Annotated in this window: 10 protein-coding genes; 2 read left to right on the forward strand and 8 right to left on the reverse strand. The window is 62.0% G+C overall.

Annotated elements, in window-relative coordinates; translation table 11 throughout:
• Position 1 precedes the first annotated feature (1 nt).
• Both L9B60_RS08775 and L9B60_RS08780 read right to left on the reverse strand, forming a co-directional pair.
• Positions 2-916 carry an ABC transporter permease subunit gene (locus tag L9B60_RS08775; protein WP_249679692.1) on the reverse strand — a complete coding sequence of 305 codons (915 nt, stop codon included), beginning with the start codon at positions 914-916 and terminating at the stop codon, positions 2-4.
• Positions 917-1,087: 171 nt separating this feature from the next.
• The gene (locus L9B60_RS08780; protein WP_249678101.1) at positions 1,088-2,227 is read right to left on the reverse strand and encodes an ABC transporter substrate-binding protein; all 1,140 of its coding nucleotides are present in this window, start codon (positions 2,225-2,227) and stop codon (positions 1,088-1,090) included.
• 501 nt (positions 2,228-2,728) lie between these two features.
• On the opposite strand from L9B60_RS08780, the gene pncB reads away from it, so the two are divergent.
• Positions 2,729-3,934 (forward strand): nicotinate phosphoribosyltransferase, encoded by a 1,206-nt coding sequence (gene pncB / locus L9B60_RS08785; protein WP_249678102.1) that lies wholly within the window; start codon positions 2,729-2,731, stop codon positions 3,932-3,934.
• Here the strand turns inward: pncB and azu are convergent, their stop codons facing one another.
• Positions 3,935-4,381 (reverse strand): azurin, encoded by a 447-nt coding sequence (gene azu / locus L9B60_RS08790; protein WP_249678103.1) that lies wholly within the window; start codon positions 4,379-4,381, stop codon positions 3,935-3,937.
• Between the two features lie 241 nt (positions 4,382-4,622).
• Here azu and L9B60_RS08795 point away from each other — a divergent pair, with 241 nt between their 5' ends.
• Complete coding sequence (locus L9B60_RS08795) at positions 4,623-5,210, forward strand: cytokinin riboside 5'-monophosphate phosphoribohydrolase (RefSeq protein WP_249678104.1); 588 nt, start codon at positions 4,623-4,625, stop codon at positions 5,208-5,210.
• Here L9B60_RS08795 and L9B60_RS08800 read toward each other — a convergent pair.
• The 5 genes from L9B60_RS08800 to dnaB all read right to left on the reverse strand — a co-directional run bounded on the left by L9B60_RS08800 (position 5,207) and on the right by dnaB (position 16,096).
• The gene (locus L9B60_RS08800) at positions 5,207-6,103 is read right to left on the reverse strand and encodes a transglutaminase family protein (protein WP_249678105.1); all 897 of its coding nucleotides are present in this window, start codon (positions 6,101-6,103) and stop codon (positions 5,207-5,209) included. The two genes, L9B60_RS08795 and L9B60_RS08800, sit on opposite strands and share 4 nt — an antisense overlap.
• Complete coding sequence (locus L9B60_RS08805) at positions 6,103-8,589, reverse strand: circularly permuted type 2 ATP-grasp protein (protein WP_249678106.1); 2,487 nt, start codon at positions 8,587-8,589, stop codon at positions 6,103-6,105. Before L9B60_RS08805 ends, L9B60_RS08800 begins: the two co-directional genes overlap by 1 nt.
• 87 nt (positions 8,590-8,676) lie before the next feature.
• The gene (locus L9B60_RS08810; RefSeq protein ID WP_249678107.1) at positions 8,677-11,961 is read right to left on the reverse strand and encodes a transglutaminase family protein; all 3,285 of its coding nucleotides are present in this window, start codon (positions 11,959-11,961) and stop codon (positions 8,677-8,679) included.
• 302 nt (positions 11,962-12,263) lie between these two features.
• Entirely contained in the window at positions 12,264-14,567 is a 2,304-nt protein-coding gene (locus tag L9B60_RS08815; protein ID WP_249678108.1) for a YgiQ family radical SAM protein, read from the reverse strand.
• Positions 14,568-14,698: 131 nt separating this feature from the next.
• Positions 14,699-16,096 carry a replicative DNA helicase gene (dnaB, locus tag L9B60_RS08820; protein WP_249678109.1) on the reverse strand — a complete coding sequence of 466 codons (1,398 nt, stop codon included), beginning with the start codon at positions 16,094-16,096 and terminating at the stop codon, positions 14,699-14,701.
• Positions 16,097-16,205 lie beyond the last annotated feature (109 nt).

The raw sequence follows: 16,205 nt of genomic DNA on the forward strand, positions 1-16,205 counted from the left end.
CTTATACCTTCGCCACGAGTGGACGACCCAACAGGCCTTGGGGTCGGAAGATCAGAATCAGCACCAGCAGGGCGAAGCTGAACACGTCTTTGTAGTCAGAGTTGATAAGCCCGGAGAACTGCGACTCGGCAACCCCCAGGATCAACCCGCCGAGCATGGCGCCCGGCAGCGAGCCGATCCCGCCCAGTACGGCGGCGGTGAAGGCCTTGATGCCGATGATGAAACCGGCGTAGAAATCGAAGGTGCCGTAGTTGACCGTGATCAGCACGCCGGCCAGCGCGGCCATGGCGGCACCGATGATGAAGACGTAGGAGATCACCCGGTCGGTATTGATGCCCAGAATGGAGGCCATCTTGCGGTCTTGCTGGGTGGCGCGGCACATCCGGCCCAGCTTGGTGTACTTGATGATGTAGGTGAGCACGCCCATGCCCAGGAACGCCGCAACCAGGATGAACATTTTGGTGTAGGTAATTTGCACGAAGCCGGTGCCGATATCGAACCGCCAGCCACCACTCAGCAGCGTGGGCACGCCTTGTTGGTTGGGGCCTTGGGCGATCTGTGCATAGTTTTGCAGGATCAGCGAGATACCGATGGCACTGATCAGCGGTGCCAGCCTGGTGGAGTTACGCAGGGGCTTGTAGGCCACCCGCTCGATGACAAAACCGTAGACCCCGGTCACCACGATGGTGAACGCCAGTGTGCCGAGTATCAGGAAAGGGAAGGATTCAACGCCGAAGAACGACAGGACTGCCAGGCCGATGGCGGCGAGGTAGGCAGAGATCATGTACACGTCGCCGTGGGCGAAGTTGATCATGCCGATGATGCCGTAAACCATGGTGTAGCCGATGGCGATCAGGCCGTAGACCGAACCGAGGGTCAGGCCGTTGATCATTTGTTGCAGGAAAATACCATCCATCATGCACGCTCACGAACTTCTGAGACCGCACAGCCGCACCGTGCGGGCAAGCCAGACCTGCCCACGCGACGTAGAAGCGGTAGTAAGAAAACTGACGGGCGTGGCCCGAGTAAGGCTTCAGCCCAGCTTGACCAGGCCTGCGCTTGTGGCGCCGGCCCGGCCTGTTTCATGTCACTTCTGTTTTTCCAACTGGTGGTATTTGCCGGTCTTGTCCCACTGGTAAACCACGTAGTCGGAGACTTTCAGGTCGCCCTTGGCGTCCCAGGTCTTCTCGCCCATCACGGTTTTCACAGGGTTGGCCTTCAGCCATTTGGCGGCGTCTTCGCCTTTGTCGGACTTGGCACCGTTGAAGCCTGCGGCCAGGGCCTGGATCGAGGCGTAGGCGTACAGGGTGTAGCCTTCAGGCTCGTAACCGGACTTGCGGAACTGGTCTACCACCGCCTTGCTGTCTGGCAGCAGGCGTGGGTCGGCGCCGAAGGTCATGTACACGCCATCGACGAATTGTGCGCCACCTGCGGTGGTTACCAGCTCGTCAGTCACCACGCCATCATCGGACATAAACTTCACGTCCTTGAGGCCTGCCTCGCGCAGTTGGCGAACCAGTGGGCCGGCTTCCGGGTGCAGGCCGCCGAAGTAGACGACGTCGGCACCGACGCCACGGATCTTGGTCACCAGGGCGCTGAAGTCTTTCTCGCCACGGGTCAGGCCTTCTTCGAGTACCGGCTTCACGCCGCGCTTGGTCAACTGGGCAGCAGTGGCGTCAGCCAGGCCCTTGCCGTAGGTGTCCTTGTCGTTGATGACCGCGACTTTCTTGCCTTTGAGCACGTCGACGATGTAGTCACCGGCCACGATGCCCTGCTGATCGTCACGACCGCACATGCGGAACATTGCGGTCAGGCCACGCTCGGTGACTTGCGGGTTGGTGGAGCCTGGCGTGATGGCGATGATGCCGGCATCACCGTAAACCTCGGAAGCGGGAATCGTCGAAGACGAGCAGAAGTGCCCTACTACACCGGCAACCTTGTCCTGGTCGGCCAGTTTGTTGGCCACCGCCACGGCCTGTTTTGGCTCGCACGCGTCGTCGCCTTGAACCAGAATGATCTTGCCGCCGTTCACGCCGCCATGGGCGTTGATTTCATCAGCAGCGGCCTGCGCCCCCTTCATGTATTGCTCGCCGAACGATGCGTTGGCACCGGTCATTGGGCCTGCCACGCCGATCTTGATGTCGGCTGCCTGTACAAACGAAGAAACACCCAGCGCAGTAGCCACTGCGAGAGCCAGAAAACCTTTCCTGTAAAACGTCTGCGACATGAGGTGGTGCTCCTGAGTTTTTTTGGTTGGCACTTCAACTTCAGCAATTGCTCAGAGCAAGGGGCGTGCCAGTAGATTTTCATTCCTGGAAATCAGACTGGCAGATGCTCGGCAGGCACGCTTGCAGGCCATTTTTGCGGGCTGTGCAACCGTCTAGAACGCGCCAGGTGGCGCTACCTTTTTAAAAAGGAGCAACCCATCAGTGCCATCATTGCAACCCCTTCGCGCCAGAGCGTGCAACCGAGCTGTAACAACATGCGTAACCGAAGTGCACAGTGGCGGTGCGCAACTGCTACAGCTCGCACCATTACAGGCTAGACGCTGTAGGAAAAAACACAGAGTTCGTTAGGAAACTACTTAAAATAGCAGCGAAGTCGTGATGCCAGAGCCTCGCGGGTTAGAATGCGGCGCCGCCATGGGCAGAGAAAAAACTGGCAAAATGTGCCGTTACTGTGCGCCACTTGACCCATGAACCCGCAGTCAGGTCCGCTGGAGACCCCAATGAGCGAGAGCGTATTCGCCGACCGCATCGTGCAGAACCTGCTCGACACCGATTTGTACAAGCTGACAATGATGCAGGCGGTGCTGCACAACTACCCCAACGTCGAGGTTGAATGGGAATTTCGCTGTCGCAATGGCGAAGACTTGCGCCCCTACCTGGCCGAAATCCGTTACCAGATCGAACGCCTTTGCGAACTGAGCCTGACGGCTGAAGAGCTGGCTTTTCTGGAGCGCATCAACTTCATGAAGCCGGACTTCCTGCGCTTTCTGGGGCTGTTCCGCTTCAACATGCGCTACCTGCACACCAGCATCGAAAATGATCAGTTGTGCATCCGCTTGCGTGGGCCGTGGCTGCACGTGATTCTGTTCGAAGTGCCGCTGCTGGCACTGGTGAGTGAAGTGCGCAACCGCTACCGCCACCAGACCGTCAAACTGGACCAGGCGCGGGACCAGTTGTACCGCAAGTTCGATTGGCTGAATGCCAACGCCAGTGCCGATGAGTTGGCTGAACTGCAGGTGGCTGATTTCGGCACCCGCCGTCGCTTCTCCTACACAGTGCAGGAAGAAGTAGTCACGTTGCTCAAGCGCGACTTCCCGGGGCGATTTGTCGGCACCAGCAACGTGCATCTGGCGCGCAAACTGGACCTCAAGCCCCTGGGCACCATGGCCCACGAGTGGATCATGGCCCACCAGCAATTGGGCCCGCGGCTGATCGACAGCCAGATTGCCGCGCTGGATTGCTGGGTGCGCGAGTACCGCGGGCTGCTGGGCATCGCCCTGACCGATTGCATCACCATGGACGCCTTCCTGGGCGATTTTGATTTGTACTTTGCCAAGCTGTTCGACGGCCTGCGCCACGACTCGGGTGACCCGATCATCTGGGCAGAGAAAGCCATCGCCCACTATCAAAAGCTCGGCATCGAACCGATGAGCAAGACGTTGGTGTTTTCAGATGGGTTGAACCTGCCCAAGTCCCTGGAAATATTCCGGGCACTGCGTGGGCGGATCAATGTGAGCTTTGGTATCGGTACCAACCTGACGTGCGACATACCGGGCGTGGAGCCCATGAGCATCGTGCTGAAGATGACCGATTGCAACGGCCAGCCGGTGGCGAAGATTTCCGATGAAGCAGCCAAGACGCAGTGCCGCGACGAAAACTTCGTCGCGTACCTGCGCCATGTGTTCAAGGTGCCTGCCGTCGGTTGATTACTTGACGGTGACGGTGCCTTTCATCATCGAGATGTGGCCGGGGAAGGAGCAGAAGAACGCATAGTCTTCGCCTGCGGTCAGCTTGGACACGTCAAAAGTCACCGAGTCTTTCTCGCCGGCACCAATGATCTTGGTGTGGGCGAGGATGCGCGCATCGCCTTCTTTCAGGTAGTTCTTGTCGATGCCGGCGGCCATGCCGTCGGCAGCGATCGGCTGCGCGTCGGCAGCCTTGGACAGCACCCAGTTGTGGCCCATGACGTTCTTGGCCAGCGAGCCCGAGTGGCCCAGGTTTACGGTGAACGTCTTGCAGCTCTTGTCGATGGCGATGGCCTTGGTGTCGAAGGTCATGGAGTCGGTGGAGTCGACATCGATCTTGCATTCGGCGGCGAAGGCGGTGCTGGCAGCCAGGGTCAGCACGGAAACAGCAACAACTTTGGCAAACATGTGAATCTCCAGGGCAGTTTTTATAAGTTGAAGACTGCATGAGACTGGCGCAGGTTCAAATGACCTGAATCGTCTCTGCTCATGCAGAAGGTGTGTTCTAGAAGCCTTGACGACATGGATAATTGCACGCACCTTGCATTGTATACAATATCAATCTGATAAATTCACATGAAACTGTAGGCATTTTTTCAAGCAGCCATCGGTGTACTCTGTCGGGCCAATTTTCTCTGGAGTCGCCCCCATGCCTTTGAAATCCGTCTGCGTGTTCTGCGGCGCCAGCACCGGCAGCAACCCTGCCTATCGCCAAGCTGCGCAGGCTTTGGGCCAGGCGCTGGCCGCGCGCAAGCTGACCTTGGTGTACGGCGGCGGCGCCGTCGGCCTGATGGGTATCGTCGCCGATGCCGCGCTGGCCGCCGGCGGTGAAGTGATCGGGATCATCCCCGAAAGCCTGAACAGCCTGGAAATCGGCCATAAGGGCTGCACCCGCCTGGAAGTGGTCGACGGCATGCACGCGCGCAAGGCCCGCATGGCCGAACTCAGCGATGCATTCATCGCCCTGCCCGGCGGCTTGGGCACGCTGGAGGAGTTGTTCGAGGTGTGGACCTGGGGCCAACTGGGTTACCACGGCAAGCCGCTGGGCCTGATGGAAGTGAACGGCTTCTACAGCAAGCTCAGCGGTTTTCTCGACCACTTGGTGCAGGAAGGCTTCGTGCGAGAGCACCACCGCGGCATGCTGCAGATGGACGAATCGCCAGACGCCCTGCTCGATGCATTGGACGCCTGGCAGCCGGTGGTACTGCCCAAGTGGGTTGGGCAAACACCCACTTAAGCTTCGTGGAGGGGCATGACCGTGACCTGCACGTCCGGGTCGTGGCTGCCCCCGCCCAGGATCACTCCGCGCAGCGGCGACACATCGGAAAAGTCCCGGCCCCAGGCCAGAGTGATGTGCTCCAGCGCCGGCTGGATGTTGTTGGTAGGGTCAAAATCCACCCACCCCAACACCGGGCAAAATACCGAGACCCAGGCATGGGACGCATCGGCGCCGATCAGGCGCGGCTGGCCGGGCGGCGGCTGGGTCAGCAAGTAGCCGCTGACATAGCGCGCCGCCAACCCGCGCGAGCGCAGGCAGGCCAGCATCAAGTGGGCGAAGTCCTGGCACACGCCCCGACGGCGCTCCAGCACTTCGACCAGAGGCGTGGCTACCTGGGTCGCTTCGGCGTCGAAGGTAAACTCCTCGAAAATCTTCTCCATCAGCGCCTGCACACCCTGCAGCGTCGGCGTGCCAGGGGCGAAGCAACTTTGCGAGAACTCGACGAAACTGCGCTTCAAGCGTACGTAGGGCGACTCGAACCGATAGCGACAGGCTTCCAGCAGCTCATCGTTCATCGGCCCGCCGCTGTAACACAGCGCACTGCGGGTGTGTTCCCACGGCGATGACAGGCTGAAGTCCAGCGCCGGCCGCGGCAACACCTGGACCAGCAGTTCGGCACACACCCGCAGTTCGTCATGGGGCCGTTCGAATACCAGGCGGGTCAGCGGGTTGCCGAACACGTCCAACTCATCAACGCGACGGGTAGGCTCGGGGTTGATCTGCAAGTCCCGCGCCTGGCACACCTGCCAGGCGCAGGGGCGCGGCCACAAGTGCGCCAGTTGCTGGGCCAGGGACACCGGGCTGTCGTATTCGTAGTGGGTGTCGTGAGTAATCTGATACTGCGCGCTCATCACACGGATACCGTTTGTTGGCTGACGTCGTCGACGTGAGCGAAATGCCGCAAGGCCAGCCGGTCAGAGACCTGATTGCTGGCGATGGCGATGGTTTGCAACAGGTCCGCCAAGCCATCGAGCACCGCGCGTACGCTGGGCGCACCGAACAGGCCGTGCTCAAGGCTGGCGAGGTCAAAATGCCCCAGGCGCTCGATCAGCATGGCCAGCCCGCGCTCCTTGGGTGCGCCGAAATCTTCGTTGAGCCGGCGCAGCGAGCGCGACACCAGTTTGAGCTGGAACAACACCGCATGGGGGTTTTGCTCATCCAGCAGCAATAGGTCCAGCACCGGAATCAACTGTGGCACCGCGAGGTAGCGCGAGCGGTAGGTGATGCTGCTGTTACCCAGTTCCAGCAGCCACTCCAGGCCGTCCTGGTCGTCGATGGCGACGCCGCTGAGGAACGCCGAGAAGCTGGTGCTGAGAAACTGCAGGCGCTCGATGCGCCGGCCGATCATCAAGAAGCGCCAGCCCTCGTCACGGGTCATGTCGTCCAGGGCGAACCCGGACAACGCCGCCAGCGACATGACCAGGCGGTTGAGGAAGTCGAGCAGTTCGCCGAAATCCGGCTCCTCGGTTTCCAGGCTCAACGCCTCGCGCTGCAGTTCCACCAGAGCCTGCCAGTTCTCCCGCGAAAGCTTGCCGCGCACCTGGGAAGCCGCCCACTGCAAACGCTGCAGGTTGGCGCGCAGGCTGAACGCCCAGTCGTCGCCGAGCAGGGCTGCCAACAGGCGCTCTTCCAGCTCGCCCTCTTCGGGCAGCAACGAGAGTTTTTCCGCGAGGTCTACCGCAGCCTGCAACGCCAGCGGGTCGTTACCGTCGATGTAGCGGACCAGGATGATGCGCAGCAACCGGGCGGCGTCATCGCAGCGTTCGCAGTAACGGCCGAACCAGAACAGGTTTTCCACCACCCGCGATGGCAGGTAGGGGTCGACCCGCACCAGGTCGCGTGCGCCGATGGTTCGCTGGGCCTTCCATTGCTCGCCGCTGGGCGCCCGCTCGCCCAATACCCAGGTGTCCTTGCTGGCACCACCGCGCTGCATCGACACCACTTCGGCATCGGCCTCTGCGGCGACCCGCGTCAAGCCACCGGGCAGCACTCGGTAACCCTCGGCATCGGCCACCGCGTACACGCGCATGCCGATGGCGCGGGGCTGCAACTGACTGTCTTCGGCCTGCCAGACAGGCGCCTGGGACAACTGCGCCAGCTCCTGGGCGACGTAGGCATATGGCCGTGCCTGCATGCGCGCGGCAAGCTCGGCGCGCTGTTTTTCATTGAGGTCGCGGCCCAGCACGGGGGCGAAACTTTGCGACGGGAAAGCCGGCTTGATCAGCAGGTCCGGGAGTTTTTCCAGGGCCTGGGCCAATACCGGCGGCTCGCCGCACCACCAGGTGGCGATGGACGGCAGGATCAGTGCCTCGCCAAACAGGTGTTGGTTGATCCTGGGCAGAAAGCCCAGCAGCCCCGGCGATTCCAAAACGCCGCTGCCCAAGGCGTTGGCAACCATCACCCGGCCTTGGCGTACGGCCTGCAACAGCCCGGGCACCCCCAGCGCCGAATCGGTGCGCAGCTCCAGCGGGTCGCAGAAATCGTCGTCCAGCCGGCGCATGATCGCGTGCACCCGGCGCAGGCCGCTGAGGGTCTTGAGGTACACCGTGGCATCACGCACGGTCAGGTCGCCGCCTTCCACCAGGGGGTAACCCAACTGCCGCGCCAGGTACAGGTGCTCGAAATAACTCTCGTTGAAACGCCCAGGCGTCAGCAGCACCACCAGCGGTGCCTCGTTGCCATGGGGCGCCAGGCGCACCATGGTTTCCTGCAGGGTCCGGAAGAACCCGGCCAGGTGCTGCACGCGCAGGTCGCGGTACAGGTCGGGAAAGGCCCGCGACACGCTCATGCGGTTTTCCAGCGCGTAGCCTGCGCCGGAAGGTGCCTGGGTGCGGTCGGCGGTCACCCACCAGCGCCCGTCCGGCGTGCGCGCAAGGTCGGTGGCAAACAAGTGCAGGAAGGTGTCTTGTGGCGGCTTGACCCCTTGGCACGGCCACAGGAAGTTGTTGTGCCCATACACCAGCTCGGCCGGCAGCAAGCCGTCACGAATCAGCGTTTGCGGGCCGTAGATATCTGCCAACACGGCGTTGAGCAAGCGCGCGCGCTGGGCGATGCCCGCTGACAGCTGGGCCCATTCGGCGGCCGGGATCACATGGGGCAGCAGGTCCAGCTCCCACGGGCGGTCTGCGCCCTTGGGGTCGGCGTAAACATTGTAGGTAACGCCGTTTTCCTGGATTTGCCGGCTCAGCAAGGCCTGACGCTGCGCCAGCTGGGAGGGCCCGCTGCGCTGCAAGTAATCGAACACCCGTTGCCAGTGCGGTCGTACTGCACCCTTGGCCTCGAGCATTTCATGGTAGGTATCCGCGCCAAGCGGATATCGATCAAGCAGGTCAGGCATGGAACGCTCGGCACAGGCAATAGGAACGCAGTTTAAAGCAGGCGGCCAGCGCACGGATACGGATGCCCGTGCACTGGCTGGTTCTTTTTAAAAACGGCGCAGGTCCAGGGTCATCGGCAGCTCGTCGTTAATCTCAAGTTTAGCCACGCTCAACACACCTGGGGTGTGGCCCAGGCGGAAGAAGCGCGCCATGCGCCGGCTTTCGGCCTCGTTGGCGTTGACCGGCAAGGTTTCGTAGTTGCGCCCGCCGGGATGGGCCACGTGGTACTGGCAACCGCCCAGGGAGCGGTTCATCCAGGTGTCCACCAGATCGAAGGTCAGCGGCGCGTGCACCGGGATGGTCGGTTGCAGGCAGTTGGCCGGCTGCCAGGCGCGGAAACGCACGCCCGCGACGAACTCGCCCACCCGCCCCGTCGGCTGCAGCGGCACCGGGATGCCGTTGCAGGTCAGTTGGTAACGTTGCGGCGGCAGGCCGTTGAGCTTGACCTGCAGGCGCTCCAAGGACGAGTCGACGTAACGTACCGTGCCGCCGCCGGTGCCCTCTTCCCCCAGCACGTGCCAGGGCTCCAGCGCCTGGCGCAGTTCCAGCTCGATGCCACTGACCGCGTAGTCGCCCACCTTGGGGAAACGGAACTCCAGGTGCGAGGCAAACCATTCGGCCCGGAACGGGTAGCCGGCCGCGTTGAGCTCGACGATCACGTCGGCAAAGTCCTGCTCGATAAAGTGCGGCAGCATGAAGCGATCATGCAGCTCGGTGCCCCAGCGCGCCAACTTGGCTGGTGCATAGGGCTCACGCCAGAAGCGCGCGACCAGGGCCCGTAGCAACAGCTGCTGGGCCAGGCTCATGCGGGCATGGGGCGGCATCTCGAAACCACGCAGCTCCAACAGGCCCAGGCGGCCGGTGGCACCGTCTGGCGAATAGAGCTTGTCGACGCAGAACTCCGCACGATGCGTATTTCCCGTCACATCGATCAACAAATTGCGTAGCAGCCGATCGACTGTCCACGGCGGGCACTCCTGGCCTGGCGCAGGCATTTGCGCAAAGGCAATTTCAAGCTCGTACAGCGAGTCGTTGCGCGCCTCATCCACCCGTGGCGCCTGCGAGGTCGGGCCAATGAACAGCCCGGAAAACAGATACGACAGCGAGGGGTGGTTATGCCAGTAGCTGATCAGGCTGCGCAGCAGATCGGGCCTGCGCAGGAACGGGGAGTCCTTGGGCGTGGCACCGCCCAGCACAAAGTGGTTGCCACCGCCGGTGCCGGTGTGGCGCCCATCGATCATGAACTTCTCGGTGGTCAGGCGGGTTTGCCGGGCCTGCTCGTAAAGAAACTCGGTGCGCTCCACCAACTCGTCCCAACTGGCGGACGGCTGCACGTTGACCTCGATCACGCCAGGGTCCGGGGTGACGCGAAAGTTGGCCATGCGCGGGTCGTGGGGCGGCTCGTAGCCCTCCAGCAACACCGGGCAATGCAATTCTTCGGCGGTGGCTTCGATCAGGGTCACCAGCTCCAGATAGTCTTCCAGGCGTTCCAAGGGCGGCATGAACAGGTACAACCGGCCATCCCGCGCCTCGGCACACAAGGCCGTACGGGTCAGCCAGTCAGCCGACTCGTCGATTTTAGGCGCGCGCTCTTCCTCGTTGATCTTCAACTGGCTGGCGGTGGCGGCTTGCATCTGCGCCAGGGTTGGCAGGCTGGGCAAGTCCTGGTTGGGATCGGTGGGGTGCACGAACGGGTATTCGGCCGCCGTCACCCACGGCTGCGACGCCAGTGGCAGGCGATAGCCCAACGCCGAATCACCCGGTACCAGCCGGCAATGGGCGTCGCGCAGGTACCAGCGCCCGCTCTGCCATTGATCGCCGCGAGCGGTGCGCGCCAGCGGCAGCACTTGGCCAATCACCTTATCCAGGCCTTGGGAGAACACCTTGCGCAGGCGCTTGCGCTCCATTTCTTCGCCCAGGCGCGAATCCTCGGCCGTGACGTTGACGGGCAAGGCGCCTTCGCGCCACAGGTAATAGAAATTGTCTTCGTAGGCTGGGAACACGAAGCGCGTCGGGATTTTCAGCCGCTCGGCCACACTGGCGAGGAAGCGGCCAGCCAATTCGCCGGTGGCGCCGTAGTCTTCGTGTTCATCGGCGATCAGGGCGTCGTTTTTCCATACCGCCAGCCCGTCGAGGCGCCAGTGGCAATTGAGCGACCAGCGTGGCAATTGCTCGCCGGGGTACCACTTGCCCTGGCCAAAGTGCACCAGGCCCTTGGGCGCGTAGTGTTTACGCATGCGCTGATAGAGCTGGGCGGATAGCTCGCGCTTTTTATCGCCCAGCGCCGCAGTGTTCCATTCGGCGCCATCGGGGTCATCGATGGACACGAAGGTGGGCTCGCCACCCATGGTCAGGCGGACGTCGCCCTGCAACAGGTCGCCGTCGATCTGCCGGCCCAGGGCCTGGATCGCCTGCCAGTCGTCATCGCTGTAGGGTTTGGTGACCCGTGGCGCCTCCCAGATCCGCTCCACCGACATCTCGTGGACGAACTCGCACTCGCAAGGCTCTACCAAGCCACTGATCGGTGCCGCCGACGAAGGATCGGGGCTACAGGCCAATGGGATATGCCCTTCACCGGCAAACAGCCCGGAGGTGGCGTCCAGGCCGATCCAGCCGGCACCGGGCAAGTACACCTCGCACCAGGCGTGCAGGTCGGTGAAGTCCACTTCGGTACCCGAAGGGCCGTCCAGGGACTTCACGTCGGCCGTCAGTTGGATCAGGTAACCCGACACGAAGCGTGCCGCCAGGCCCAAGTGGCGCAGCAGTTGCACCAGCAGCCAGGCCGAATCGCGGCACGAGCCCGAGGCGTTTTCCAGGGTCTGCTCGGGCGTTTGCACGCCTGGCTCCATGCGGATCAGGTAACCGATGTCTTCGCTAAGCCGCTGGTTGATCGCTACCAGGAAGTCGACGCTGGGCACCGGCGTACGGTCGATGCTGGCCAGGTAGGCCTGGAACTTGGGCGACAGCGGCAGGGTTTCCAGGTAAGGCGCCAGCTCGTGCTTTTCGTCCTTGGCGTAGGCAAAAGGGATTTTTTCGGCGTAGGGCTCAAGGAAGAAGTCAAAGGGGTTGAACACCGCCATCTCGGCGACCAGGTCAACCTCGATACGCAGCTCCTCGGTTTTTTCCGGGAACACCAGGCGTGCCAGGTAATTGCCCTGGGGGTCTTGCTGCCAGTTGATGAAATGCTGTTCAGGCGCAATTTTCAGCGCATAGGAGAGTATCCGCGTGCGGCTGTGGGGAGCCGGGCGCAGGCGGACGATCTGCGGGCCGAGTTCTACCGCGCGGTCGTAACGGTAATGCGTGACATGGTGCAATGCGACATGAATCGACACGGCGTGCCTCCTGCTAGCCTGGACGGTAAATTGAGCCGCGCAAGACTTATGCCAGCTGGCTAAATCAGGCAGTTCAACGCTTGCTCAGTCAAGCACAGCACCAAAATCGCGCCACGCCCGATCAGCGGTGCAAGCGTCGCACAGAAACGGGGCGACGGGATGTCGGCATTTGAAATTCTACGAGGAGCCCTGTCGGAGAGGCGGACCGGCGCGCCGGTTTATCCGGAAAAAAAACGCCGCGGTGCATCAGGTGCACCGCAGCGTTTTATTCGCGGATGAATCCGCTCCTACAGGGGGGCGTGTTAGCGCGGGAGGACTGGCTGGCGCGTGGGCTTTTTCTTGCCCTTGGCCGGCTTGCTCGCATCGTGGCGGGCCTTGGCGGCTTCCTTGTTACGCGCTTGCGCGGCGGCCTTGGCTTCTTCGCGCTTGTCCCATGGCTTGGAACCATCGCTGCCACGCTGCGGCAGGCCGCTGTGCTGGGTCAGGATCTTGGTGGTCGCCGCCACCTTGTGGCTGCCAGCCGGCGTCGAGTTCTTGCGACGGGCGCTCTGGTAGCTGTCGGTGGCCGGTTGGTGCAGCGGGATCAACTGGTCCTTGCCCGGGCCGATCAGGTCGGCACGGCCCATGCGCACCAGTGCTTCACGCAACATCGGCCAACCTTTCGGATCGTGGTAGCGCAAGAAGGCCTTGTGCAGGCGGCGCTGTTCTTCGCTCTTGACGATGGTCACCGAGTCGCTCTTGTAGGTGACCTTGCGCAGCGGGTTCTTGCCCGAGTGGTACATGGCGGTCGCCGACGCCATGGGCGAGGGGTAGAACGCCTGCACCTGGTCGGCACGGAAGCCGTTGCCCTTGAGCCATAGCGCCAGGTTCATCATGTCTTCGTCGGTAGTGCCCGGGTGCGCCGCGATGAAGTACGGAATCAGGTACTGCTCTTTACCCGCTTCCTTGGAGTACTTCTCGAACATGCGCTTGAACTTGTCGTATGAGCCGATACCCGGCTTCATCATCTGGTTCAGCGGCCCTTCCTCGGTGTGTTCCGGGGCGATCTTCAAGTAGCCACCCACGTGGTGGGTCACCAGTTCCTTCACGTATTCCGGCGACTCCACGGCCAGGTCGTAGCGCAGGCCCGAAGCGATCAAGATCTTCTTCACGCCCGGCAGCGCACGCGCACTGCGGTACAACTGGATCAGCGAGGAGTGGTCAGTGTTCAGGTTCGGGCAAATGCCTGGGAACACACACGATGGCTTGCGGCACGCGGACTCGATCTCCGGGCTCTTGCAGGCGATGCGGTACATGTTCGCGGTGGGGCCACCCAGGTCGGAGATGACGCCAGTGAAGCCTGGCACCTTGTCGCGGATCTCTTCGATTTCGCGAATGATCGACTCTTCCGAGCGGTTCTGGATGATGCGGCCTTCGTGCTCGGTGATCGAGCAGAAGGTGCAGCCGCCAAAGCAGCCACGCATGATGTTCACCGAGAAACGGATCATATCGTAGGCCGGGATCTTGGCCTTGCCATACGCCGGGTGCGGAACGCGCGCATAAGGCATGCCGAACACGTAGTCCATTTCTTCGGTGGTCATCGGGATGGGCGGCGGGTTGAACCACACGTCCGCTTCACCATGCCGTTGCACCAGCGCACGGGCGTTGCCCGGGTTGGTTTCCAGGTGCAACACGCGGTTGGCGTGGGCATACAACACCGCGTCGCTGCGTACCTTCTCGTAAGACGGCAGGCGGATAACGGTCTTGTCGCGGGTCATGCGCGGGCTGGCCAAAATCTGTACGACCTTGGCTTCGTTGGGGTCTTCGACCGGCCCTTTCTCTTGCTCGATCGCGCAGGCCTGGGTGTCCTGGGTATTCACGTACGGGTTGATGATCTTGTCGATCTTGCCCGGCCGGTCGATACGGGTGGAGTCCACTTCGTACCAGTCTTTGGGCGTGTCACGGCGGATGAACGCGGTGCCGCGCACGTCGGTGATGTCTTCGACCTTCTGGCCGTAGGACAGGCGCTGGGCCACTTCGACGATGGCGCGCTCGGCGTTGCCGTACAGCAGGATGTCGGCGCAGGCGTCGATCAGGATCGAATGGCGGACCTTGTCCTGCCAGTAGTCGTAGTGCGCGATGCGGCGCAGCGAGGCTTCGATGCCGCCGAGCACGATCGGCACGTGCTTGTAGGCTTCCTTGCAACGCTGGCTGTACACCAGGCTGGCGCGGTCGGGGCGCGAGCCCGCCTGGCCACCCGGGGTATAGGCGTCATCAGAGCGGACTTTCTTGTCGGCGGTGTAACGGTTGATCATCGAGTCCATGTTGCCGGCCGCGACACCGAAGAACAGGTTCGGCTCGCCGAGCTTCATGAAGTCGTCCTTGGACTGCCAGTTCGGCTGGGCGATGATGCCCACGCGGAAACCCTGGGACTCCAGCAGGCGGCCGATGATGGCCATGCCGAACGAGGGGTGATCGACATAGGCGTCGCCGGTGACGATGATGATGTCACAGGAATCCCAGCCGAGCTGATCCATCTCCTCCCTGCTCATGGGCAGGAATGGCGCTGGCCCGAAACACTCGGCCCAGTACTTTGGATAGTCGAATAACGGCTTGGCTGCTTGCATGTCGATGACCGGTGTTGGCAATGGAAATTCGCGGGCGCGGAATATAGCACATTTTTTGATCAAATCCGACGATGGTGGTCGGAAAAGGATCGAACGCTGACCTGTAGGCGCGGCGGTCCGCCGCCCCTACATTACTCGTCGTCGTCGAAGTTGTAGCTGCCCGGTGCGAGGTTTTCGAAGCGGGTGTACTTGCCTATGAACGCCAGGCGGATAAAGCCGATCGGGCCGTTACGCTGCTTGCCGATGATGATCTCGGCGATGCCCTTGTGCTCGGTCTCGGGGTGGTACACCTCGTCGCGGTACACGAACATGATCACGTCGGCGTCCTGCTCGATTGCACCCGATTCACGCAAGTCGGAGTTCACCGGGCGCTTGTTGGGGCGTTGCTCAAGGGAACGGTTGAGCTGCGAGAGCGCCACCACCGGGCAGTTGAATTCTTTGGCCAGGGCCTTCAAGGACCGGGAGATCTCGGAAATCTCGTTGGTACGGTTGTCGCCGCTGGAACCCGGGATCTGCATCAACTGCAGGTAGTCGATCATGATCAGGCCAACCTCGCCGTGCTCGCGCACCAGGCGGCGGGTACGGGCGCGCATTTCCGAGGGGCTGATGCCGGCGGTATCGTCGATGAACAGCTTGCGATCGTTGAGCAGGTTGACCGCCGAGGTCAGCCGTGGCCAATCGTCGTCTTCCAGGCGGCCGGAACGCACCTTGGTCTGGTCGATACGGCCCAGCGAAGACAGCATACGCATGATCAGCGAGTCACCTGGCATCTCCAGCGAGTACACCAGGATGACCTTGTCGCTGCGCAATACGGCGTTCTCCACCAGGTTCATGGCGAAGGTGGTTTTACCCATCGACGGCCGACCGGCCACGATGATCAAGTCAGCCGGCTGCAAGCCGCTGGTCTTCTCGTCCAGGTCGGTGTAGCCGGTGGAGAGGCCGGTGATGGCCTCGTCGGTGTTGAACAAGGTGTCGATGCGGTCAATAGCCTTGGTCAGCAGGTCGTTCACGCTTACCGGGCCGCCGGTTTTTGGCCGGGCCTCGGCAATCTGGAAGATCTGCCGTTCGGCTTCGTCGAGAATCTCGGCCGCGTTACGCCCCTGCGGGTTGAACGCACTGTCGGCGATATCGGTGCTGATGCTGATCAGCTGGCGCAGCGTGGCTCGCTCGCGAACGATCTGGGCATAGGCCTTGATGTTGGCGACGGACGGCGTGTTTTTTGCCAGCTCACCCAGGTAACCAAGACCACCCACCTGGGTGCTTTGCCCTTCCCGGTCCAATTGTTCGTGCAGGGTAACCACGTCGAACGGCGTGTTCTGGTCAGCCAGCTTGGCAATGGCGCGGAAAATCAGGCGATGGTCATGCCGATAGAAATCGCCATCAGAGACTTGATCGAGCACGCGTTCCCAGGCGTTGTTGTCCAGCATCAAACCACCGAGCACGGCCTGTTCAGCCTCGATGGAATGCGGCGGCACCTTGAGGGCAGCGGTTTGCAGATCGTATTGCTCTGGAGCGGATATCTCGTTCATGGCCACTTTTGAATGAGGGGAGTATCAGGATACAAAAAGACAAAGGGCACGGCCTGTGAACAGGACGTGCCCCATGTTAACCAGCCTGCACGCGAGGTGCCAGCCGGTT

The sequence above is a fragment of the Pseudomonas abieticivorans genome (genome assembly GCF_023509015.1).
GTDB classification, from domain to species: Bacteria; Pseudomonadota; Gammaproteobacteria; order Pseudomonadales; family Pseudomonadaceae; genus Aquipseudomonas; species Aquipseudomonas abieticivorans.